Annotated in this window: 19 protein-coding genes; 12 read left to right on the plus strand and 7 right to left on the minus strand. The window is 71.5% G+C overall.

Features of this window, described 5'->3' with window-relative positions; genetic code table 11:
- Positions 1-31: 31 nt before the first annotated feature.
- A complete protein-coding gene (locus tag O7631_RS09775; protein ID WP_278143953.1) occupies positions 32-703 on the minus strand; it encodes a hypothetical protein in 672 nt (223 codons plus the stop codon).
- Positions 704-726: 23 nt separating this feature from the next.
- Here O7631_RS09775 and O7631_RS09780 point away from each other — a divergent pair, with 23 nt between their 5' ends.
- Together O7631_RS09780 and O7631_RS09785 are read left to right on the plus strand one after the other, a co-directional pair.
- Positions 727-1,245 (plus strand): hotdog domain-containing protein, encoded by a 519-nt coding sequence (locus tag O7631_RS09780; RefSeq protein WP_145786381.1) that lies wholly within the window; start codon positions 727-729, stop codon positions 1,243-1,245.
- A gap of 142 nt (positions 1,246-1,387) precedes the next feature.
- Positions 1,388-3,385, plus strand: a complete 1,998-nt coding sequence (locus tag O7631_RS09785) for an acetoacetate--CoA ligase (protein ID WP_278143954.1) — start codon at positions 1,388-1,390, stop codon at positions 3,383-3,385.
- A gap of 304 nt (positions 3,386-3,689) precedes the next feature.
- Here the strand turns inward: O7631_RS09785 and O7631_RS09790 are convergent, their stop codons facing one another.
- Complete coding sequence (locus O7631_RS09790; RefSeq protein ID WP_278143955.1) at positions 3,690-4,814, minus strand: IS30 family transposase; 1,125 nt, start codon at positions 4,812-4,814, stop codon at positions 3,690-3,692.
- 322 nt (positions 4,815-5,136) lie between these two features.
- Positions 5,137-5,826, minus strand: a complete 690-nt coding sequence (locus O7631_RS09795; RefSeq protein ID WP_278143956.1) for a TIGR03089 family protein — start codon at positions 5,824-5,826, stop codon at positions 5,137-5,139.
- Between the two features lie 154 nt (positions 5,827-5,980).
- Here O7631_RS09795 and O7631_RS09800 point away from each other — a divergent pair, with 154 nt between their 5' ends.
- Together O7631_RS09800 and O7631_RS09805 are read left to right on the plus strand one after the other, a co-directional pair.
- Entirely contained in the window at positions 5,981-7,126 is a 1,146-nt protein-coding gene (locus tag O7631_RS09800; protein ID WP_269681065.1) for a glycosyltransferase family 1 protein, read from the plus strand.
- A gap of 61 nt (positions 7,127-7,187) precedes the next feature.
- Positions 7,188-8,279, plus strand: a complete 1,092-nt coding sequence (locus O7631_RS09805) for a sugar phosphate nucleotidyltransferase (RefSeq protein ID WP_278143957.1) — start codon at positions 7,188-7,190, stop codon at positions 8,277-8,279.
- On the opposite strand, the gene O7631_RS09810 is transcribed toward O7631_RS09805, so the two are convergent.
- Positions 8,248-8,865: an NUDIX domain-containing protein gene (locus O7631_RS09810; RefSeq protein ID WP_278143958.1), complete on the minus strand. Its 618-nt coding sequence runs from the start codon at positions 8,863-8,865 to the stop codon at positions 8,248-8,250. The genes O7631_RS09805 and O7631_RS09810 overlap by 32 nt on opposite strands.
- 39 nt (positions 8,866-8,904) lie before the next feature.
- Between O7631_RS09810 and O7631_RS09815 the strand changes: the two genes are divergently transcribed.
- Together O7631_RS09815 and O7631_RS09820 are read left to right on the plus strand one after the other, a co-directional pair.
- Positions 8,905-9,951 (plus strand): hypothetical protein, encoded by a 1,047-nt coding sequence (locus O7631_RS09815; RefSeq protein WP_278143959.1) that lies wholly within the window; start codon positions 8,905-8,907, stop codon positions 9,949-9,951.
- A gap of 290 nt (positions 9,952-10,241) precedes the next feature.
- Complete coding sequence (locus O7631_RS09820) at positions 10,242-11,240, plus strand: winged helix-turn-helix domain-containing protein (protein ID WP_278143960.1); 999 nt, start codon at positions 10,242-10,244, stop codon at positions 11,238-11,240.
- Between the two features lie 56 nt (positions 11,241-11,296).
- On the opposite strand, the gene O7631_RS09825 is transcribed toward O7631_RS09820, so the two are convergent.
- Positions 11,297-12,382 carry a coenzyme F420-0:L-glutamate ligase gene (locus tag O7631_RS09825; protein ID WP_278143961.1) on the minus strand — a complete coding sequence of 362 codons (1,086 nt, stop codon included), beginning with the start codon at positions 12,380-12,382 and terminating at the stop codon, positions 11,297-11,299.
- Positions 12,379-13,326: a 2-phospho-L-lactate transferase gene (gene cofD, locus O7631_RS09830; RefSeq protein WP_278143962.1), complete on the minus strand. Its 948-nt coding sequence runs from the start codon at positions 13,324-13,326 to the stop codon at positions 12,379-12,381. Before cofD ends, O7631_RS09825 begins: the two co-directional genes overlap by 4 nt.
- A gap of 98 nt (positions 13,327-13,424) precedes the next feature.
- On the opposite strand from cofD, the gene O7631_RS09835 reads away from it, so the two are divergent.
- The 6 genes from O7631_RS09835 to O7631_RS09860 all read left to right on the plus strand — a co-directional run bounded on the left by O7631_RS09835 (position 13,425) and on the right by O7631_RS09860 (position 20,342).
- Complete coding sequence (locus O7631_RS09835; RefSeq protein ID WP_278143963.1) at positions 13,425-14,447, plus strand: hypothetical protein; 1,023 nt, start codon at positions 13,425-13,427, stop codon at positions 14,445-14,447.
- Positions 14,448-14,728: 281 nt separating this feature from the next.
- Positions 14,729-17,392 (plus strand): bifunctional FO biosynthesis protein CofGH, encoded by a 2,664-nt coding sequence (locus O7631_RS09840; RefSeq protein ID WP_278143964.1) that lies wholly within the window; start codon positions 14,729-14,731, stop codon positions 17,390-17,392.
- A gap of 158 nt (positions 17,393-17,550) precedes the next feature.
- Positions 17,551-17,829: a hypothetical protein gene (locus tag O7631_RS09845; RefSeq protein WP_088986258.1), complete on the plus strand. Its 279-nt coding sequence runs from the start codon at positions 17,551-17,553 to the stop codon at positions 17,827-17,829.
- Between the two features lie 51 nt (positions 17,830-17,880).
- Complete coding sequence (locus O7631_RS09850; protein WP_278143965.1) at positions 17,881-19,275, plus strand: DUF4331 domain-containing protein; 1,395 nt, start codon at positions 17,881-17,883, stop codon at positions 19,273-19,275.
- Positions 19,276-19,295: 20 nt separating this feature from the next.
- Complete coding sequence (locus O7631_RS09855; protein ID WP_278143966.1) at positions 19,296-19,625, plus strand: phospholipase; 330 nt, start codon at positions 19,296-19,298, stop codon at positions 19,623-19,625.
- A gap of 459 nt (positions 19,626-20,084) precedes the next feature.
- Complete coding sequence (locus O7631_RS09860) at positions 20,085-20,342, plus strand: WhiB family transcriptional regulator (RefSeq protein WP_088986255.1); 258 nt, start codon at positions 20,085-20,087, stop codon at positions 20,340-20,342.
- A 157-nt stretch (positions 20,343-20,499) separates the two neighbouring features.
- Here O7631_RS09860 and O7631_RS09865 read toward each other — a convergent pair whose 3' ends face one another.
- Complete coding sequence (locus O7631_RS09865) at positions 20,500-20,949, minus strand: metallopeptidase family protein (RefSeq protein WP_145786394.1); 450 nt, start codon at positions 20,947-20,949, stop codon at positions 20,500-20,502.
- Positions 20,950-21,095: the final 146 nt, after the last annotated feature.

Consider the following 21,095-nt stretch of genomic DNA (forward strand, 5'->3'; position numbering starts at 1 on the left):
GGCGGGCCGGGTGACCGGCCCGCCCGACGATTCAGCGGATCTCGGTGGTGTCCTCCGGGCGCGGTTGACCGCGCGGCGGAGCGGACCAGGGCGACTCGCCACCGACCCGCCGCGGCAGCGGCTCGGTCGGCGTCGAATCAGCCGGGTAACCCAGAGTGAGGGGCGCGGTGTCCCGATCCGCCGGCGTGGCCGGCGGCCAGTCGGTGAGGGTGAAGTCGTCGTTGCGGGGGCCTCCGTCCGGCACGGGGGCCGGAGTCGCGGCCGGCTCGGTCGCCGGGTTGGGCCACTGCCGCCACCGCTGCATGCTGAAGGTCGCCATCAGCAGCAGCAGACCGACCAGGAAGAGTGTGCCGTTCTCCACCGGCAGTCGCAGCGGCAGCGGATCGCCGAACACCTTCCACTCGTGCGGGATCGCGTCCCGCACCGTGAAGGGCGCCACGAACATCCCGATGTACGGGGTGACCAGCAGCAACCCGGCCACCAGCGGGCCCAGCGGTGAGAAACGCAGCGTGCCGAGCAGGCCCAACAGGACACCACCGACAGCGAGGTACACGGCCGGCTCGATCAGGTTGGCGGTGTTGAACGTGCCGATCTCCACCCAGCGGTCGACCGTCCGGCTCGACCCGTCCTGCCCCAGTGTGACCAGCACCCAGGTGATGGGCGCCACCACCAGCCCGGCGAGGAAGCTCCAGAGATGTCGCATCCGCGCACCGTACCGTTTTCGACATGACTGAGCACCTCTCCGCCGCACCGGTCGGCAAGCCGACGTCGTACTCGCGCGTCACGCTGAGCAAGATCATGACTGCCGTGGACGTGAACCTCTACGGCACCGTGCACGGCGGGGTCCTGATGAAGTTCGTCGATGACGTGGCGGGTGCCGCAGCGGCCCGGCACAGCGGAGGCACGGCGGTGACCGCCGCGATCGACGAGATCGTCTTCTCCGAGGCGGTCCGGGTCGGTGACCTGGTGCACGCGCACGCGCAGGTCAACTGGACCGGCCAGACCTCGATGGAGGTCGGCGTGCGGGTCGTCGCCGAACGGTGGGACTCGGCCGAGGACGCGGCGGTCCGGGTGGCCACCGCGTACCTGGTCTTCGTCGGCGTGGACGTCGGCGGGGCGCCGCGGGCGGTCCGCCCGGTGCTGCCGGAGACCGCGGAGGACGAGCGCCGGTACAAGGAGGCGGAGATCCGCCGGGCGCACCGCCTAGCCCGCCGCCGCGCCATCCAGGCCCACCGCGCGGGCTGACCCACACAGGTCGGCGGGGTGGAGTGTGGGACGGGCACGCATCGGTCGGCGTACCCGGTGCGCAGAATGGCGCTTCGAGGTAGGGCAAGATGGCGCCACGGCCCATTCACAACGTCGTGCCGGGCCAGGGGAGGGTGGACCAGTGGGTGACATGCTGTGGGCGCCGCCGGCGGACGTACGCGAGCGGTCCCGGATCGGCGGCTACCTGCGCTGGCTGCGGGAGCACCGGGGGCTGGACTTCGCCGACTACGACGCGCTGTGGCGTTGGTCCACCACCGATCTGGACGCGTTCTGGCGCTCCATCTGGGACCACTTCGAGGTGATCGCGCACACCCCGCCGACCGCCACCCTGGCCGAGCGGGGGATGCCCGGGGCCCGCTGGTTCCCCGGGGCCACGCTCAACTACGCGGAGAACGTGCTGCGGATGCCGGGGCGGGTCGACGACGACCCGGTGGTGATCGCACACGGGCAGACCCGACCGCCGGTCACGCTGACCGCCGGGGAGTTGCGTGAGCAGGTACGCCGGGTGTCGGCAGGGCTGCGCCGGCTCGGCGTCACCGCCGGTGACCGGGTGGCGGCGTACGCCCCCAACATCCCGGAGACGTACGTCCTCCTGCTGGCCACCGCCAGTCTGGGCGCGGTCTTCTCGTCCTGCGCGCCCGAGTTCGGCACCCGCAGCGTCACCGACCGGTGGCAGCAGATCGAGCCGACCGTGCTGGTCGCCGTGGACGGCTACCGCTACGGCGACAAGCCGGTGGACCGGCGCGCCGAGGTGGCGGCGATCCGGGCCGCCCTGCCGTCGCTGCGGCACACCGTCAGCATCCCCTACCTCGACCCGCAGGCCACGCCGCCGGACGGCACGCTGGGTTGGGCCGAGCTGGCCGCGCCGACCGACGAGCCGTCGACGTTCACGCCGGTGCCGTTCGACCACCCGCTGTACGTTCTCTACTCCTCGGGCACCACCGGGCTGCCCAAGCCGATCGTGCACGGCCACGGCGGCATCCTGCTGGAACACCTGAAGATGCTCGCCCTGCACCACGACCTGGGCCCGGCGGACCGCTTCTTCTGGTTCACCACCACCGGCTGGATGATGTGGAACTTCCTGGTCTCCGGCCCGGCGGTGGGCGCGACCATCGTGCTCTTCGACGGCAACCCCGGGGTTCGGGCGGAGCCCGACCGGCCAGCTGAGCCCGACCTCGGTGGGCTGTGGCGGCTGGCGGCGGAGACCGGCACCACGTACTTCGGCACCTCCGCCCCCTTCCTGCTGGCCTGCCGCAAGGCCGGGCTGGTCCCCCGGGAGATCGCCGACCTGTCCGCGCTGCGCGGGGTGGGTTCCACGGGTGCGCCGCTGCCCGCCGAGGGCTTCCACTGGGTGTACGACACCGTCGGCGACCATCTCCAGCTCCAGTCGCTCTCCGGTGGCACCGACGTGTGCACCGGCTTCGTCGGTGGGGTGCCGCTGCTGCCGGTGTACGCCGGGGAGATCGCCTGCCGTGCCCTGGGCGCGAAGGTGGAGGCCCGCTCCGCCGACGGCACCCCGGTCATCGGTGAACTGGGCGAGTTGGTGATCACCGAGCCGATGCCGAGCATGCCGGTGGGCTTCTGGAACGACGCTGACGGCGTCCGCTACGCCGAGGCGTACTTCGACGTCTACCCCGGGGTGTGGCGGCACGGCGACTGGATCACCATCAACGAGCGCGGCGGCTGCGTGATCACCGGACGCTCCGACGCCACCCTCAACCGTGGTGGGGTGCGGCTGGGCACCGCCGAGTTCTACTCGGTGGTCGAAGGGCTGGACGAGGTGCTCGACTCCGTCGTCGTGCATTTGGAGGACGACGAGGGTGGTGCTGGCGAGCTGCTGCTCTTCGTGGTGCTCGCCGAGGGTCTGACCCTTGACGACGCGATGCGCGCGACGATCTGTCGCGAACTGCGCACCGCCCTCTCGCCCCGACACGTGCCCGACGAGATCCACCAGGTGCGTGCGGTGCCCCGCACCCTGTCGGCGAAGAAGCTGGAGGTGCCGGTCAAGAAGATCCTCACCGGCACGCCGGTCGACCAGGCCGCGGCCAAGGGCGCGCTGGCCAACCCGGAGTCCCTGACCGCGTTCGCCACCTTCGCCCAGTCGAGGACCTCCGCCTAGGGCGGCTACCGGTCGGGGTCGCTCGCCGTCGGGCCGGCTACCGGTCGGGGTCGCTCGCCGTCGGGCCGCTCGCCGTCGGGCCGTTCGCCGTCGGGCCGTTCGCCGTCGGGCCGGCTGCTTGTCGGGGCCGTTCGCCGTCGGGCCGGCTGCCCGTTGGGGTCGCTCGCCGTCGGGCCGGCTGCCCGTCGGGGTCGCTCGCCGTGCCTGACGCTCGGCGCGAACGTCGCCCTGCACGGGCGTCAGGGCGTGCTCGTACGTGATCCACTCCACATCGGCGACCTTGGGGTATCCGGGGCGGGCGGTTTCAGGTGGCGGTTGCAACCAGGTGTTGGTGGAGTACCTCGGCGGGATTCTGCCAGTCGAGGGTTTGGCGTGGTCGTCCGTTGAGTTCGCGGGCGACGGCGTCGAGGTCGTCTTGGGTCCAGGTGCGGAAGTCGGTGCTGGAGCGGGGGAAGTACTGGCGCAGGAGACCGTTGGTGTTCTCGTTGCTGCCGCGTTGCCATGGGCTGTGGGGGTCGCAGAAGTAGACCTTGCAGTCGGTGGCCAGGGTGAAGATGGGGTGGTAGATCATTTCGATGCCCTGGTCCCAGGTCAGGGTTTTGCGTAGCTCGGCGGGTAGGCGGCGCATCAGGGCGGTGAGGGTGTCGATGACCTGTTCACTGACCCGCGATTCGGGCAGAGCGCCGAGCATTACGTATCGGGTGGCCCGTTCGACCAGGGTGATGATCGCGCTGGAGCCTCGGGCGCCGATGACCAGGTCGCCTTCCCAGTGCCCCGGCACGGCCCGGTCGGCGACCTCCGCCGGGCGAGTCGAGATGTGGAAGTCCCGCACCCACGGCCGGCCTCGGGCCGCGCTGGCCTGACGCGACTGCGGCCGGCGACCAGAACGCCCCGAGCGCAACGCGACCTGCCGGGCGAGTTCTTGGCGCATCCCACCCCGAGCCTGAAAGTAGATCGCCTGGTAGATCGTCTCGTGTGACACCCACATCTCCGGCCTGTCAGGAAACTCCCGCCGCAACGACCGGGCGATCTGCTGCGGCGAGTGCCGCTGGCTCAGGCGATCCTTGACCGTCTGCCACAACGACGGCCACGCCCGCCCCCACCTCGGACGCAACTTCCCCTCACGAGGACGCCGCGCCCGCCCGTCGGCCTTGCCCTGAGCGTTGCGGTGACAGTACTTCCACCGATACACCCCACCCCACCCCTTCGGGTAACCCACCCCCGCCACATACCCCGGAGCCGCACCATGCGGATGCCGCCGCCCCGACGGCACCCGACCCCCAGTGCCACAGTGATTACGCGACAACTCCCGCCACACCGTCGAACGATCCCGCCCAATCACCACCGCGATCTGCGGACAGTTCAGTCCCTGACCGAACAACACCTCAATCTGCGCCCGCTCCGCGCACGACAACCTCTGCCCCGGCATGACCCCTCATCCTGACGAGAATCCACCCCGTTGCAACAACCACTTGAGCCCAAGGCGCGGGATACCGCCAGATCGCCGATGTGGAGTGGATCATGGCGCAAGCCCCGTCGGCCTGACCCCGAGCCAGCCGCGCCGACCCGTCCGTTCCGCCGGGCCTCCCGCCCCGCCGGGCCTCCCGCCCCACCCCTCGCGGCCCTCACGCCGGTCGATCATGGAGTTGTGGTGCTCCACAAAAAGGGCATGTCCACAAGAAATCCCCACCACAACTCCATGATCGACGGGGCTGGGGCTGGGGCTGAGGGGTGGGGGTGTGGGGGTGGGGTTACGGGAGGGGGTGGGTGACTTTTTCCGTGGTTACTCGGGCGTCCAGGCGGGCTGGATCCTGGTTGGCGCAGAGGACCACTGTGGCGGCGCGGGTCAGCGGGGCCAGGAGCCAGTCCACCGGGTCCGGGTAGCGGGTGGCGTCGACCAGGACACGCGCCCCACGCTCGATGCCCAGTTCGTCGGCGCGGGCCTCAGCCCGGGTCAGCAGACGCTCGTCGGCGGGGCCCGGACCGGGCTGCGGCGTGAAGTGGTCGCCGTGCCGGCGTACCTCCACCACGTAGTCGGCGAACCCGGGCGGCACCTGCCGTAGTGGGGCGGCGAGCGGGGCCAACCCGAGGGCGTACCGCTCGTCGGCCGCCCAGGACTGCGCCTCGTCGAACTGGTCGACGGCGGCGAAGAGCACGTCCACGTCTCCCGGCGTGTCGACGACGTTCAACTTGGCCGACCAGCAACCCAGCAGCACCGCCGCGGCCTGCCAGTGCGGCGGCAGCAACACGCCGGCCGGGGTGCCCGGGGCGAGGCCGACCTCGTCGACAAGAAGATTGGCGGTCTTCGCCACCCAGTTCGCCAGGGTGGCGCCGGACAGTTCGGTGCGGTCCCCGCTGGCATCGTCGTACCAGGTGAGCAACGGTCTGGTCGGGTCGGTCGCGATCGCATCGGCGAAGACCCGGGCAATATTGTCGGCCATCGGCGCGAACGATACGCCCCTGCCGGCCGTACTCGATGGCGATGACAAGTCGGCGTACCGTCGGGTCGCAGTCAGCGCCGCCCCCGCGCTCGGGCGTAGGCTTGGCCCCCGGAGTGTTTTTCCCCACAGACCCGCCAGTGCAAGGAGTCGCCCCGTGACCGCCGGTCGCCCGCCCCGCGTGCTCATCGACGCCACGAGTGTCCCCGCCGACCGTGGTGGTGTCGGTCGCTACGTCGACGGTCTGCTCGGTGCCCTCGGCAAGGTGTGCGGGTCGGGGGTGGAGCTGGCGGTGGTCAGCCTCCGCACCGACCTGGAGCGTTACACCCGCATGCTGCCCGGCGCGGAGATCATCCCCGCCCCGGCCGCCGTGGCCCACCGCCCGGCCCGGCTCGCCTGGGAGCAGACCGGCCTGCCGCTGCTCGCCCAGCAGGTCGGTGCGGAGGTGCTGCACTCGCCGTTCTACACCTGCCCGCTGCGGGCCGGCTGCCCGGTCACCGTCACCGTGCACGACGCGACGTTCTTCACCGAGCCGGAGCACTACGACAAGTCCCGCCGCACGTTCTTCCGCAGCGCCATCAAGACCTCGCTGCGCCGCGCCGACCGGGTGATCGTGCCCAGCAAGGCCACCCGGGACGAGCTGATCCGCCTGCTCGACGCCGACCCGACCCGGATCGACGTGGCCTACCACGGCGTCGACCAGGCTGCCTTCCACGCTCCCACCGAGGAGGAGAAGGCCCGCGTCCGCGCTCGGCTGGGGCTCGGCAACAGCAGCTACGTCGCGTTCCTCGGGGCCAAGGAGCCGCGGAAGAACGTACCCAACCTGATTCGTGGTTGGGCGCGCGCGGTGGCCGAGCGGTCCGACCCGCCGGCCCTGGTGATCGCCGGCGGGCAGGGGCACGACGACGACATCGACCGGGCCGTCGCCGAGGTTCCGTCGCACCTGCGCCTGCTGCGCCCCGGCTACCTGCGCTACGGCGACCTTCCGGGCTTCCTCGGTGGCGCCCTGGTCGCCGCCTATCCGTCCTACGGCGAGGGGTTCGGCCTGCCGATTCTGGAGGCGATGGCGTGTGCCGCCCCGGTGCTGACCACTCCCCGGCTGTCGCTGCCCGAGGTGGGTGGCGACGCTGTCGCGTACACCTCGGAGGACCCGGAGCAGATCGGCACCGACCTGGCCGCCCTCCTCGACGACGAGCAACGACGGTTGTCGCTGGCGAAGGCGGGCTTCGACCGGGCGAAGGAGTTCACCTGGGCGACCAGCGCCGAGGTGCACATCGCCGCCTGGAGCAGGGCGCGATCCTGAGTCTCCGACCCAAGTGGTGACCCGTGCCACTCCGGGCAGGCTCGTCGGGCATGATGTGCGGATGCTTTATGCGGTCATTCCTGCAGGTGGCAGCGGCACAAGGTTGTGGCCGTTGTCTCGTGCCGGCCACCCCAAGTTTCTCCATCCGCTGACCGGCACCAGCGCCTCGCTGCTGCAGGCGACCGTGGAACGGCTCGCGCCGCTGACCACACCGGACCGCACCCTTGTGGTCACCGGTGCCGCGCACGTCGCGGCGGTGGCCCGGCAGCTGACCGGTCTGCCCGAGGAGAACATCCTGGTCGAGCCGTCCCCTCGGGATTCCTGCGCGGCGATCGCGTTGGCGGCGGCGGTGATCGCGGTACGCGACCCGAAGGCGGTGATGGGCAGCTTCGCGGCCGACCATCTGATCCGCGACCCGGACAGCTGGGTCCGTACGGTCCAGGAGGCGGTCCGCGGGGCCGAGCAGGGCATGCTGATGACCGTCGGGATCACCCCGACCCGGCCGGAGACCGGCTACGGCTACCTTGAGACCGGCGAGGAGACCGACGGCTCGCCGTGGCGGCAGGTGGCCGAGTTCAAGGAGAAGCCGGGCGCCGAGGTCGCCGAGGCGTACGTCCGTTCGGGCCGTCACCTGTGGAACGCGAGCATGTTCGTGTGGCGGGTGGACGTCTTCCTCGCCGAGTTGGCCCGTCAGCAGCCGGCGTTGCACGCGGGCGTCGTCGCGATCGCCGCCGCCTGGGGCACCCCGGAGCAGGACGAGGTTCTCGGCGCGATCTGGCCGACCCTGCCGAAGATCTCGGTGGACTACGCGGTGATGGAGGGCGCGGCCACCGCGGGTCGGGTGGCGACGGTGCCGGGCGACTTCGGTTGGAACGACGTCGGCGACTTCCACACCCTGGGCGACGTGCTGCCGGCCGACGACGCGGGCAACGTGGTGCTCGGCACCGACGCGAAGCCCGGTGTGCTGCTGCGGGACAGCAGCAACCTGGTCGTCGTGCCGCAGTCGGGGCGATTGGTGGCGGTCCTCGGGTTGCAGGACCTGATCGTGGTGGACACCCCGGACGCGGTGCTGGTCTGCCCCCGCGACCGGGCGCAGGACGTCAAGGCCCTGGTCGACGAGCTCAAGGAGCGAGGCGAAGAGGGCTACGTCTGAGGGCGGCGAGGGCCGGCGCGACCAGTTGCACGGTCCCGCCGGCCAGCGGCTCGGGCAGGTTGTCCGGCGGGAACCAGCCCAGATCCTCGGCCTCGTCGCTGACCTGCTCCACCGCCCCGGGCGGGGCGAGCACGGCGAACCGGACGTCGTGGTGCAGGGAGCCACCCTGGCACTGCACCGGGTGCACGTCCACGTCGATCGGCACCGGGTCGATGCGCAGGTCGGCGATCCCGGACTCCTCGGTGGCCTCGCGGAGCGCCGCGGCCACCAGAGTCTGGTCGACCGGCTCGCAGTGCCCGCCGAGTTGCACCCACCGCCCGAACTTGCCGTGCAGGCAGAGCAGCACGCGCGAGCCGGTGGCGTCGAGGACCAGCGCGCTGGCGGTGATGTGCCCGGGGCGGTGCTGCCTACTCATCGCGATCGGGCCGGCGTCGAGCAGGCGGAGGGTGCGGTCCCGTGCGCGCGCCGCGTCCGGGCTGGTGGGCTGCCAGTCGGCGAGCAACGCGGTGGCGTCGGCGTGCAGCGCCGTGAACGTCGCGGCATCGGTCGGGTGAGCGGTCGGTCCGGGGATCGCGGTGTCAGGCACCCCGTCACTGTACGAGCGTGTGCTCCGTAGGCTGGCTCGGTGACCCTGCGACTCGTCGAATTCGTGGTGGCCGGCAACGAGGCCAGCGACCTGCTGCCGGTGCGGTCGGTGGCCCTGCTTCGCGCGTACGGCGCTCGGCGGGGCTTCTGGACCGTGCTGGACGAGGGGCCGGTGGAGCGCTGCCTCGCGTTGCTGCTGGAACTGGACGACGGCCAGTGGACGGCCCGGCACGTGCTGGCGGACGCCGGTGCGGAGAACGGGCGGACCGAGGACGGTGAGGCGCTCGCCCACCACGACGGCTGGGTGTACGTCTTCGGCTCCCACTTCGGCTCGAAAGGTGGCCCGCTGCGCCCCCGACGTGCCTTCGTGGCCCGGTTCCGGGAGGACGAGGCGGCGGCCGGGGCGCTTGCGGTGCACGTGGTGCGCAACTCGTTCCGGCTGCACCGGGCAGTGAACGACGCCCTCGCCGGGTCGCCGCTGGTCCTGTTGCCCCCGGGGGAAGGGGTGCGGGCCCGGTTCATCGTGGAAACCCTGGCCAGGGGCACCGCCCGGGAGAAGAGCTGGGTGAGTCGCCTCACCCCGGATGACCTGCCGTTGAACGTGGAGGCTGCGGCCTTCACCCCGGGTGGGACGGTGCTGCTCGGGCTGCGTTTCCCGGTCACCGAGGCCGGTGAGCCGATCCTGGTCGAGGTGGCCGACGTGCCGGGCATGTTCACGGCCGAGCCGGCGTGGCCACGGGCGGTGGGCACGTACGTGTTGACCGGGGTCACCCCGCCCGGAGAGCTGACCGGCTTTCGGGCGATCAGCCCGACGGCGGACGGCGGGTACGCGGCCGTGATCGGCTCGATCGACGCGCTGGGCAAGGGATCAGTGCTGCTGGACGACCACCCCGGCGGGGGTGATGTCACCTCCCGACACGTGCGTTTCCGACTCCCGAACGGTAGGTCGGACGACGCGTGCCGTCTCGGCGGGGAACTGGTGGCGGATTTGGCGCCGTTCCACCACGTCGAGGGGGTGGCCGAGCTGGACGGGCGGCCGTTCTACGTCACGGACGAGGACCACCGGGTCGCGCTCTGGGTCGGCTGAGTCGGGCGGGAGGATGCGTGGGTGGGGTGACCGGGCGGCACCTCTGCGGAGCAAGGGCCGCAGACCCTCGTGGTGCCGCCCGATCACCGGGGCCTCCCCGGTCCCGGTGCCCTGGGGCCGGGATGTCGAGGACACGCCGGCGCCCTGTGTTCGAGCACTGGAAGCATGCCGAACCGGCCCCCGGGACGTCGAGGTTTTTCAGCTCAGGCTTAAAGATGGAGATTAGTGCCGTCCAGGTAGAGTCGAACGGTCAACCGGCACCCCCCCTGCCGGCGACACGGGAGCGCACCATGCTGAAGATCCATTTTTCTGGGGAGGACATCCTCCGGACCCGGGTGGCACCGGCTGCGGACCCGATCTGGGAGCTGGTCCTCAGCCTGCACGTGCTCCAGGGCCGAAACCGCGATCCGTTGACGGCACACTGGCGTCGCACCGTGTCCCGGGGGCTGCGTCAAGACGTCGCCTCCGAACAGCTCCGGTTGCTGTTCGCGCTCAACCCGCCACGCGGCTACTTCCCCGACTTCCTCACCCCGTACGCCAGCGTCGACGGTTTCGAGTCCGGGCTGGACGCGCTCCGCCGAACCCCCACCTCGCTCCTGCATCGGGACCTGAGCGTGCTGGCCGCCGAGAACCAGCTGCCCTCCTCGGCCGCCGCGCTGGCCCGAGGCGAGGTGGCGGTGCTGCATCACCTCGCCGAGTCGATGGAGCAGTACCGGTCGTTGGCGATCAGCCCGTACTGGAACCGGATCCAGGCCGCGGTGGCGGCGGACCGGGCCCGCCGGGCCCGAGCGTTGCTCGACGGCGGTGTCGAGGGCCTGCTCACCAGCCTCCGGCCGGCCATGCGCTGGGAGGGCGGGGTGCTCGAGGTCCGGGACTACCCGCACAGCCGGGAGATGCACCTGGACGGTCGAGGGCTGCTGCTGGTGCCGTCGTTCTTCTGCGCGAGCACCCCTGTCGCGCTACTCGACCCGGCGTTGCCGCCGGTGCTGGTCTACCCGGTCGACCGGCTGGGCGGGCTGGCACCGGTCGACGGCATCGGGGCAGCCTCTTCCAGCGCTACCCGCGACTCACTCGCCGCGCTGCTGGGCCGCACCCGCGCGGCGGTGTTGCAGGCCAGCGACGAGGGCTGCACCACCGGCGAGGTAGCCCGCCAGCTCAACATCTCTCCCGCCGCGGCGAGCCAGCACGCCACGGTCCTGCGCAATGCCGGCCTGCTGGTCAGCCACCGGGAACGCAACAGCGTGCTGCACACGTTGACGCCGCTCGGCCGGGCCATGCTGGACGCCTGACCCGGCCGGCTCTCACAGGGCGAGCGCGGCGCCCACCGTGCTGACCCGGCCGGCTCTCACAGAGCCAGCGCGGCGCTCGCCGGGCTGCCCGGCGGTGGCGGCAACAGAGTGGACTCGACACCCTCGGCGGCCAGGGCGACGCGCAGCCGGTGCAGGTCCGCGCCGAAGCGGACCAGACCGATCGGCTCGACCGGCGTCGGGGCCGAGCCCAGCAGCAGAGCCGCTCCCTCTGGCCATCCCGGCATCTCGGCGACCAGTCCGGCGCGTACCTCCGCCTCGTCGACCAGCGTGAAGACCGTGCCGGGGGCGACGACATCGGCGATCGCGTCGATCGCCCGTCGCACCGCGTCCAGGTCCGCGGGCGTCGAGCCGAGCGCGTCGCTCAGGGTGGCGGCGTCGGCGAGCCCGGCGGCCCGGGCCTCGGCGGTGCCGAGCGAGAAGAGGTCCTGTGCGGCGTCGCGGACCAGCGCCCGCGCACCGGCGGTGTCCTCCGGGTCGGTGTCGGACAGGTAGCCCCGCACCACAGCGACCGGAACCTGGTCGCACTTCCCCTTGATCAGCTCACCGGCGCCCGCCAGCTCGTCCACCACGGCCATCTGGGTCAACTGCAGCTCGTTGCCGTACGGGTCGATCTCGCCCCGGTGGTCACGGATGGCGGGCATCCCGGCCACGCCGAGCGCCACATCGGTGAGCCCGTTGCGCCAGGGTCGCCCCATGGTGTCGCTGATGATCACCGCGACATCCAGCTCGTAGCGCTCCCGCAGCGCCTCGCGCAACGCCCGCGCCGAGGCGTCCGGGTCGACCGGCAGCAGCACCAGCTGGGTCTTGTCCACGTTCGACGCGTCGATGCCGGCCGAGGCCATCACGAAGCCGTGGTAGGTCTGCACGATCCGGGTCAGCCCGCGACTGGCGACCACCCGTGCGGTCTCACCGGCCAGCACCTCGTCGCGTGCGGCCAGCCTCTCCGGCCCGTCCGCCGGGACGTCGACCAGCCGCCCCTCCGCCTTCGAAACGATCTTGCTGGTCACCACCAGCACGTCGCCGTCCCGAAGCCACGGTGCCGCCGTCGCGATCATCGCCGGCAAATCGTCACCCTCGGTCACGTGGCCGATGCCGAGCACCGGCAGGATTTCCAGCCTCACGTCAACTCCACCGCGGCGCGGACCATTGCCGCCGTCGCCGCCTCGTCGGTCATCCGCAGCGGCACCGCGCGGACCGTCACATCGGGCACCAGCGTGCCGGCGTCCTCCTCGGCCACCAGCCACCCGTCCAGCAGGCCGCCGTCCGGCCGGCCTCCGTACAGGCGGCCCACCCCGGCGGCGCTGCACTCGACGCCGAGCACGTCGAGGCACCGGTCGGCCATCCCGCGCACCGGAGCGCCGCCGATGATCGGCGAGACACCCACCACCGGCGCCGGGCCGTCCACGACCGCCTCGCGCAGCCCCGGTACGGCCAGCACCGGCGCCACGCTCACCACGGGGTTGCTCGGCGCGACGAGCACCAGATCGGCCGAGCCGATCGCCTCCAGCACCCCGGGTGCCGGCTTCGCCGTCTCCGCGCCGACGAACACGAAGCGCCGCGTCGGGATGTCAGCCCGGTACCGGACCCACCACTCCTGGAAGTGGATCGCCCGCTGCCCCTGCTCGTCCTCGACGACAGCGTGGGTTTCGAGCCGGTCGTCGGTGGCCGGCAACAGGCGTACCCCCGGCTCCCAGCGGGTGGACAGCGCCTCGGTGACCGCGCTCAACGGGTAACCGCCGTTGAGCATGGTGGAACGCACCAGGTGTGTCGCGATGTCCTTGTCGCCGAGGCCGAACCAGGTCGGCTGCGCCCCGTACGCGGCCAGCTCGTCCTTGACCGTCCAACTCTCGCCGACCCGACCCCAGCCCCGTTCCGGGTCGGCGCCGCCGCCGAGCGTGTACATGACGCTGTCCAGGTCAGGGCAGATCTTCAACCCGTGCAGCCACAGGTCGTCGCCGACGTTGACCACGGCGGTCACCTCCGCGCCGACGTCCCGGGCGTACGCCCGGACGCCGAGCAGGAACCGGGCGCCACCAATGCCGCCGGCCAGAACCACGATGCGCATGTCGACCATCCTCGCTCACGTGACGCCTCCGGTCGGCCAGTGGCTCTAGAGACTAGGCTCACGTGCGCCCTGTTCGTTCCTGCCCCGAGGGGGAGCTCGTGACCAGCCCCGCCGAGCCCGCGTCGACCGACGCGAAGCAGGCCCGTCAGCTGACCAAGCCACTACGCGAACTCGCTGCGCTCGCGCTGCTCGGCGCCAACGCCGTGTTCCTCTTCGTGGGCCTGCTCCGCCTGATCGCCCCGAACGACTACAGCTCCTTCACCGACCGGGCGGGCAGCGCGTTCTACTCGTTCGTCGGGGTGGAGGCGGTGGCTCTGCCGCTGCTGGCCGTGCTGCTGGCCACGCACATCTCGCCGGTGCTGCCGAAGGCGAAGCTGATCACGCAGGTGGCCCTCGTCGAGTACGCGGTCAGCGCCTTCTTCGGCACGTTGACCATGCTGATCTGGACGGTCGGACGCCTGGCCCAGGCCGAGATCCTCGACGCGCTCCTCGGGGTGCTCACCCGGTTCGCCTGGATGGTCGTCTTCGCGGTCGCCGCGTGGGTGGTCTACACGGTCTGGCGTGCCCACTACTACGTGCCGCGTCCCAAGCCGCAGCCCGGCGTCTACGGTCAGCCGCAGCCGGGTCAGCCGCATCCTGGTTGGCCGCAGCAGCAGGGTGGTTGGCCGGCGCCGGGGCAGCCTGGTGGCCAGCCGCAGGGTGGGTGGCCCTCCGCCGGGCAGCCGGGTGGCTACCCGCCGTCGCAGTACCCGGGCCAGTTCGGTCAGCCGTCGCCGCCGTTCCAGGCGCCCCAGTCGGCACCGCCGCACCCGCAGTCCGCGCCGCCGTTCCAGGCTGCTCCCCAGTCGGCGCCGCCGTTCCCGCAGTCCGCGCCGCCGGTCAACCCCGCGCCGCCGTCTCCTGCCGCGCCGCCGTTCGGGCAGCCACCGTCGGCGGATCCCACGCAGGCCATCCCGCGTCAGCCCGCCGACTCGGCCGCCGCCGACCGGACGCAGGCCATCGCGCACCCCGCCGACTCGGCCCCCGCAGACCCGACCCAGGCGATCACCCGTCCCGCCGACTCGGACGACGACCGCACCCAGCACATCAAGCCTGGAGAGCACCCCGACCAGCCCCGCTGAATCGGCCTCCATGATCAGGTGACGAAAAGTAGGTCCACAGCCGCTCTGGCACCTACTTTTCATCACCTGATCACCAGGTTGGCGGATCACCGGCACCCGGCGCGGCGAGATCAGCGCGCACTGTCACCACGCCGGTGGATCGCCGACGTGCTGGCGCAGCGGGATGACCGGGCACTGTCGCCCCCGCTGGTGCCGAGCCAGGCGGGAGGCGAGGTGGGCCGTTTCTCACGGTGCGGGCACTGGTCGGTCGAACGGGCTCGCGCTGCGCATAGGCTGAGCGAATGGTTGATCGCATCCACTCCGGGCCGAGCGGCGACTCTGGCCCGAGCGGCGACTCTGGCCCGAGCGGCGACGCCGGGCCGAGCGACTCTGGCCCGAGCCGCGACGCCGGGCCGAGCGACTCCGGCCCGAGCCACCGCTCCGGCCCGAGCGACGCGAGCGTGCGGCGGGCCCTGGGCCGGGCCGCCACCGGGCGGGCGTTGGATGTCGACGAGGCGACCGCGCTGCTGTCCGCCCGCGGTGACGCGCTCGACGAGCTGCTCCGGGTGGCCGGGGGGATCCGGGACGCCGGGCTACGCGACGCCGGGCGGCCGGGCGTGGTCACGTACTCGAAGAAGGTCTTTATCCCGCTGACCCGGCTCTGCCGGGACCGCTGCCACTACTGCACGTTCGCGACGGTGCCGCACCGGCTGCCCGCGCCGTTCCTGGACCGCGACGAGGTGCTGGCCATCGCCCGGGAGGGTGCCGCGCAGGGCTGCAAGGAGGCTCTGTTCACCCTGGGTGACCGGCCGGAGGAGCGGTGGCCGGCGGCGCGGACGTGGTTGGACGAGCGCGGCTACGACTCCACACTGGACTACTTGCGTGCCTGCGCGGTCGCGGTGTTGGAGGAGACCGGGTTGTTGCCGCACCTCAATCCGGGGGTGTTGTCCTGGTCGGAGCTGCAACGGCTGAAGCCGGTCGCGCCGAGCATGGGCATGATGTTGGAGACGACGGCGACGCGGCTGTGGTCCGAGCCGGGTGGGCCGCACTTCGGTTCACCGGACAAGGAGCCGGCGGTCCGGTTGCGGGTGCTGGACGACGCCGGCCGGGTGGGGGTGCCGTTCACCACGGGCATCCTGATCGGCATCGGGGAGACCCCGGCGGAGCGGGTGGACGCGCTCTTCGCGATCCGCCGCGCCCAGCGGGAGTACGGGCACCTCCAGGAGGTGATCGTGCAGAACTTCCGCGCCAAGCCGGACACGGCGATGCGCGGCATGCCCGACGCGGAGCTGCACGACCTGGCCGCCACGGTGGCGGTGGCCCGGTTGCTGCTCGGCCCGAAGGCCCGGATCCAGGCCCCGCCGAACCTCATCGTCGGCGAGTACGACCTGCTGCTGCGCGCGGGCATCGACGACTGGGGTGGCGTCTCCCCGCTCACCCCGGACCATGTCAACCCGGAGCGCCCGTGGCCGCAGATCGAGGAGTTGGCGAAGCACACCGCGCTGGCCGGGTTCACGCTGCGGGAGCGCCTGACGATCTACCCGGAGTACGTGCGCGCGGGTGACCCGTGGCTGGACCCGAGGCTGCTGCCGCACGTCATGGCGCTGGCCGACCCGCAGACCGGGCTCGCGGTCGAGGAGGCCCGCCCGGTGGGTCACCCCTGGCAGGAGCCGGAGGAGACGTTCGGCGGGCGGGTCGACCTGCACGCCACCATCGACACCACCGGTCGGACCGACGACCGGCGGGGTGACTTCGACAGCGTCTACGGGGACTGGGCCGAGGTGGCCGGCAAGGTTGCCCCCGAGGCGGTCGCGCGTCGCGCGGGCGTACCCCCGACGCCGGCGGGGAGCGGCGCGGACCGTGACCTGGTGGCCGGGCTGCGGCTCGCCGCCGACGACCCGGCGGCGCTGCTCGACCCCCGGCACACCGACGCGGCGTTGGCGTTGTTCGGCGCGGACGGGCGGGCGCTCGACGAGTTGTGCCGTCTGGCCGACGACGTGCGTCGGGACGTGGTCGGCGACGACGTGACCTACGTGGTCAACCGCAACATCAACTTCAGCAACGTCTGCTACGTGGGTTGCCGGTTCTGTGCCTTCGCGCAACGTGAACGGGACGCCGACGCGTACCGGCTCTCCGTCGACCAGGTCGCCGACCGGGCCGAGGAGGCGTGGGCGGCCGGCGCCAGCGAGGTGTGCCTCCAGGGCGGGATCGACCCGAAGATGCCGGTCACCGGGTACGCCGACATCGTGCGCGCGATCAAGGCTCGGGTGCCCGAGATGCACGTGCACGCGTTCTCGCCCATGGAGATCGTCACTGCCGCCGCGAAGGCCGGCGTGCCGGTCCGCGAGTGGCTGACCCAGCTGCGGGAGGCCGGGCTGGACACCATCCCGGGCACCGCCGCCGAGATCCTCGACGACGACGTGCGCTGGGTGTTGACCAAGGGCAAACTCCCGGCCGCCGCCTGGGTCGACGTGGTCAGCACGGCCCACGAGCTGGGCATCCGGTCCAGCTCCACGATGATGTACGGCCACGTCGACCATCCCGGGCAGTGGCTGGCGCACTTCCGGGTGCTGGCCGGGGTGCAGGACCGTACCGGCGGGTTCACCGAGTTCGTGGCGCTGCCGTTCGTGCACACCAACGCCCCGATCTACCTGGCCGGGATCGCCCGACCCGGGCCGACCTGGCGGGAGAACCGGGTGGTGCACGCGATGTCCCGGCTGCTGTTGCACGGCCGGATCGACAACATCCAGTGTTCCTGGGTGAAGTTGGGAGACGAGGGCACCGTGGCGATGCTCCAGGGTGGCTGCAACGACCTGGGCGGCACGCTGATGGAGGAGACGATCTCCCGGATGGCCGGCTCCGGTAACGGTTCGGCGCGTACCGAGGAGCAGTTGCGGGCCATCGCGACAGCAGCCGGGCGTCCGGCGCGTAAGCGTACGACCGCGTACGGTCACGCCAGATCCTGACGTCGAACCTTTCCCCGCCTCCGGCCGTACCACGCGATGCCGGCGGCGGTCGCGGCGAGGACCGCCGCCGGTGTCCCTTCGGGGCCCGGCGTCGCTGGACGGCACCGGACCCGTCCGTCCTCGCGGGCGCGTTCGCGCCTCCGCCGGAAAGGTTGCCCATGACCAGTGATCAGCGGAAGCGACAGTGGCCGCGACTGACCCGTCGGCAGACGTTGACCGCCGCGGCCAGCGCCACCCTCGGGGCCGCCGCGCTCACCGTGCCGGGCCTGTCGGCCGCGCAGAACGCCCCCGGCGCGGCCGGGCGGGCCGACGAGCCGATCGTCGTGCATCTGCGGGACGCGAGCTCCGGAACGATGGACGTCTTCGTCGGTGAGACCCGGATCGAGGTACGCGACCGCGGCCTGGCGGATCGACTGCGGCGCGCCGCCCGGCGCTGACCCGACATCCCGCCCTGCCACCCTGTTCCCGCTCAGTGAGGTTGGTTCGCCATGTCTTCCCACCGCGAGGCCCCGGAGATAGCCAAGGATCCGGTCGCCGACAGCTCCGACCTGTACGCGTTCGTCAGCCCCGACAAGCGCGACACGGTCACGTTGATCGCCAACTACGTGCCGTTGCAGCTTCCCTCCGGGGGTCCGAACTTCTTCGAGTTCGGCGACGACGTGCGCTACGAGATCCATATCGACAACGACGGTGACGGCCGCCCGGATGTCACCTACCGGTTCGAGTTCACCACCGAGATCACCAATCCGAACAGCTTTCTCTACAACACCGGTCCGATCGATTCGCTGGACAGCGAGACCTGGAACCGGCGGCAGTTCTACAGCCTGACCCGGGTGGCCGACGGCCGGGAGCACCGGCTGGCACACAAGTTGCAGTGCCCGCCATGCAACGTCGGCCCGCTGTCCACCCCGAAGTACGCCGAGCTGGTGCGACAGGCCACCTACTCGCTGTCCACCGGGGAACGGGTCTTCGCCGGTCAGCGCGCGGACGGGTTCTTCGTCGACCTGGGGGCGATCTTCGACCTGGGTACGCTGCGGCCGTTCCAGCAGCTGCACGTCGCCGGCAAGAAGATCTTCAAGGCCGAGGGCGAACCGGTCAACGCCACCGACCGGATGAACGTGCACAGCATCGCCGTCCAGGTGCCGCTGGACCGGGTGCGTCGGCGCGCCAACCGGTACGGCGCAGGTGACCGGGCGTCGGTGATCGGGGTGTGGACGTCGGCGTCCCGCCGGCAGGTGCGGGTGCTCGGCGACCGGGGTGCGGCGGACACCGCCACCGGCCCGTTCACGCAGGTGTCCCGGTTGGGTAATCCACTGTTCAACGAGGTCATCGTGCCGATGTCCAAGAAGGACCAGTGGAACTCGCTGCCACCGTCGGAGGACAAGCGGTTCGCGCAGTTCGTCGAGCAGCCGGAGCTGGCCGCGTTGCTGCCGGCGCTCTATCCGGACGTCTTCCCGAACCTGGACAAGCTCACCAAGGCCAAGAAGGCCCGCGCCGATCTGGTGGCGATCCTGCTCACGGGCGTACCGGCCGGGCTGATCGACGGCTTCACCAACGCGACCGGCGACGTGCAGGCGGACATGCTGCGGCTGAACACCGCGATCCCGCCGACCAGGCGGCCGGACCGGTTCGGCGTGCTCGGTGGGGACCTGGCCGGGTTCCCGAACGGGCGGCGGGTCGGTGACGACGTGGTGAGCATCGCGTTGCGGGCGATCGCCGGGCTGACCGTCCCGCTGGTGGACAAGACGTTCCGTCCGGACGCGGCGGCTGCCGCGGTAACCCCGGGGCTGAGCGCCGCGGATGTGACGGCGCCGTTCCTCGGGAACTTCCCCTACCTGGGTACGCCGTACGACGGGTTCAACAACCCGCCGGCGGGGTCCTGATCGGCGCGGGGGAGAAGCGGATGCATGATCACGCGTACGGGCCGTCGGAGACCGGGAGTGTCGTCCTCGATCTGGGCGGCGACACCGGTGCGTTGATCGTCTACACCAGTCCGGATCTGCACGGTCGGGAGATTGAGATCAGTCGGGAGGAGGGCGGGCGGGTCCACTCGGCGGTGCGTGAGCGCCGGGTGCGGGACGGCTCGTTCCACAGTGCGGTCTATCCCGACCTGCCAGCAGGATTTTATACCGTCTGGTGGGACGAGAAGACCTCTGCCGGGACGGTTTCCGTCCATGGTGGAGGGATAGCCGAGTTTGTCTGGCCCAGCAGCGGTTTCGGGGTCGCCAGCTGACGTCTCGACACCGATTCGCACGTCGCGCCCCGTCCACATTGTGGACGGGGCGTACGTGCTGTCCACTGCTCGACGGGCAGTCTGTGCCGCGCCGCGTTAACCTGTCCCCCACCAAGATCAGCTTGGCGATGGAGGTGTCTCGTGCTGTCCCGGGGGACGGCCCGTCGGGGGAGCGCCACGGCAGAAAAGTCGAGCGACTCGCCGGAGAGGGCGTTACTCGGCCGGGGTCTGAATCGATAGGGCAGGTTGCGAGGCTGGACGGCCTGGACGGCCGGCCGGGGGTGTCGGGAGGGCGACTCCATTATCAAGTTTGGCTTGACGGCGCACGTATTACACACGTGTAATTTGAATGGGGTTGTTCGCACGGAACGCAACAAAACGGGACCGGACGGACAAGCACGCCTTTCGCGTGGGGGGTTGCAGCGGCGATGACGCCGGTGCGCGACAAGGAGGCATTTGATGGACGGCCAGCTTGAGGTGGCCGACCTGCTCGGAAACGCGCCGGAGTGGCAGGAGCGAGCACTGTGCTCGCAGACCGACCCCGAGGCGTTCTTCCCCGAGAAGGGCGGTTCCACCCGTGAGGCGAAGAGGATCTGTGGGCGCTGCGAGGTCAAGACCGAGTGCCTTGAATACGCTCTGGGTCACGACGAGCGGTTCGGCATCTGGGGTGGGCTCTCCGAGCGGGAGCGGCGCAAGTTGAAGCGGCGGGCCGCCTGAGCGGTGCGAGGTCGGGGCGGTGGGGGCCGCCCGACAGCACACCGGATGGCAGCTCTAACGGAGCAGGGTCCGGCCCGCGGGGGGTCGCTCAGCGCGGCGCGCGGCCAGGTCGCTCAGCGTGGCTTGGTGCGCTCGGCGTGGCGCACGGCCGGACTGCTCAGGCCAGCTCTTCGGGGTCCACCCCGAGGAGGTTCGCCACCTGCTCGATGATCACGTCGTGGACGAGATCGGCGAGGTCCTCACGGTCCATCGCCCGGAACTCCAGCGGCCGCCGGTACAGCACAATCCTCGGCGGCACCTCCTGCCGGCCCGGGCGACCGGGCAGCAGTCGGGCCAACGGGACCTCGCCGTCCTCCAGGACGTCGGAGTCGTAGACGTTCAGATCCGGTGGGACGTCCTCGACCGCGAACTCGACACCGGCCAACTCCTTGGCGAACCGACGCTCCAGCGTCTCCACCGTGTCCAGGACCAGGTCGTCGAAGACCTCGGCCTTGGTCCGCGCCAGCGGCACGGTGGCCGGCACCAACCGCCCGCGCAGGCCGCGCCCGTGCCGGTCGCGGTGCGCACGCCGGCCGGAGCCGGGGCGGCGGTGTTCCGGACTCGTCATGAGGCAAAGGGTAGCGCCCACGTCGGGCTGGTCAGCGGCAGCGCCGCTCCCGTGGCGCGGCGCGCCCGCAACGGTCAACTGTGATCACCATGACGGGCGTGTCGCAACGCGAAGCGATGCGCCGGACCCGGTAATGGAGATACCCT

Origin of the sequence: Micromonospora sp. WMMD967 (assembly GCF_029626165.1) — a bacterium.
Classification (GTDB): domain Bacteria; phylum Actinomycetota; class Actinomycetes; order Mycobacteriales; family Micromonosporaceae; genus Micromonospora; species Micromonospora taraxaci.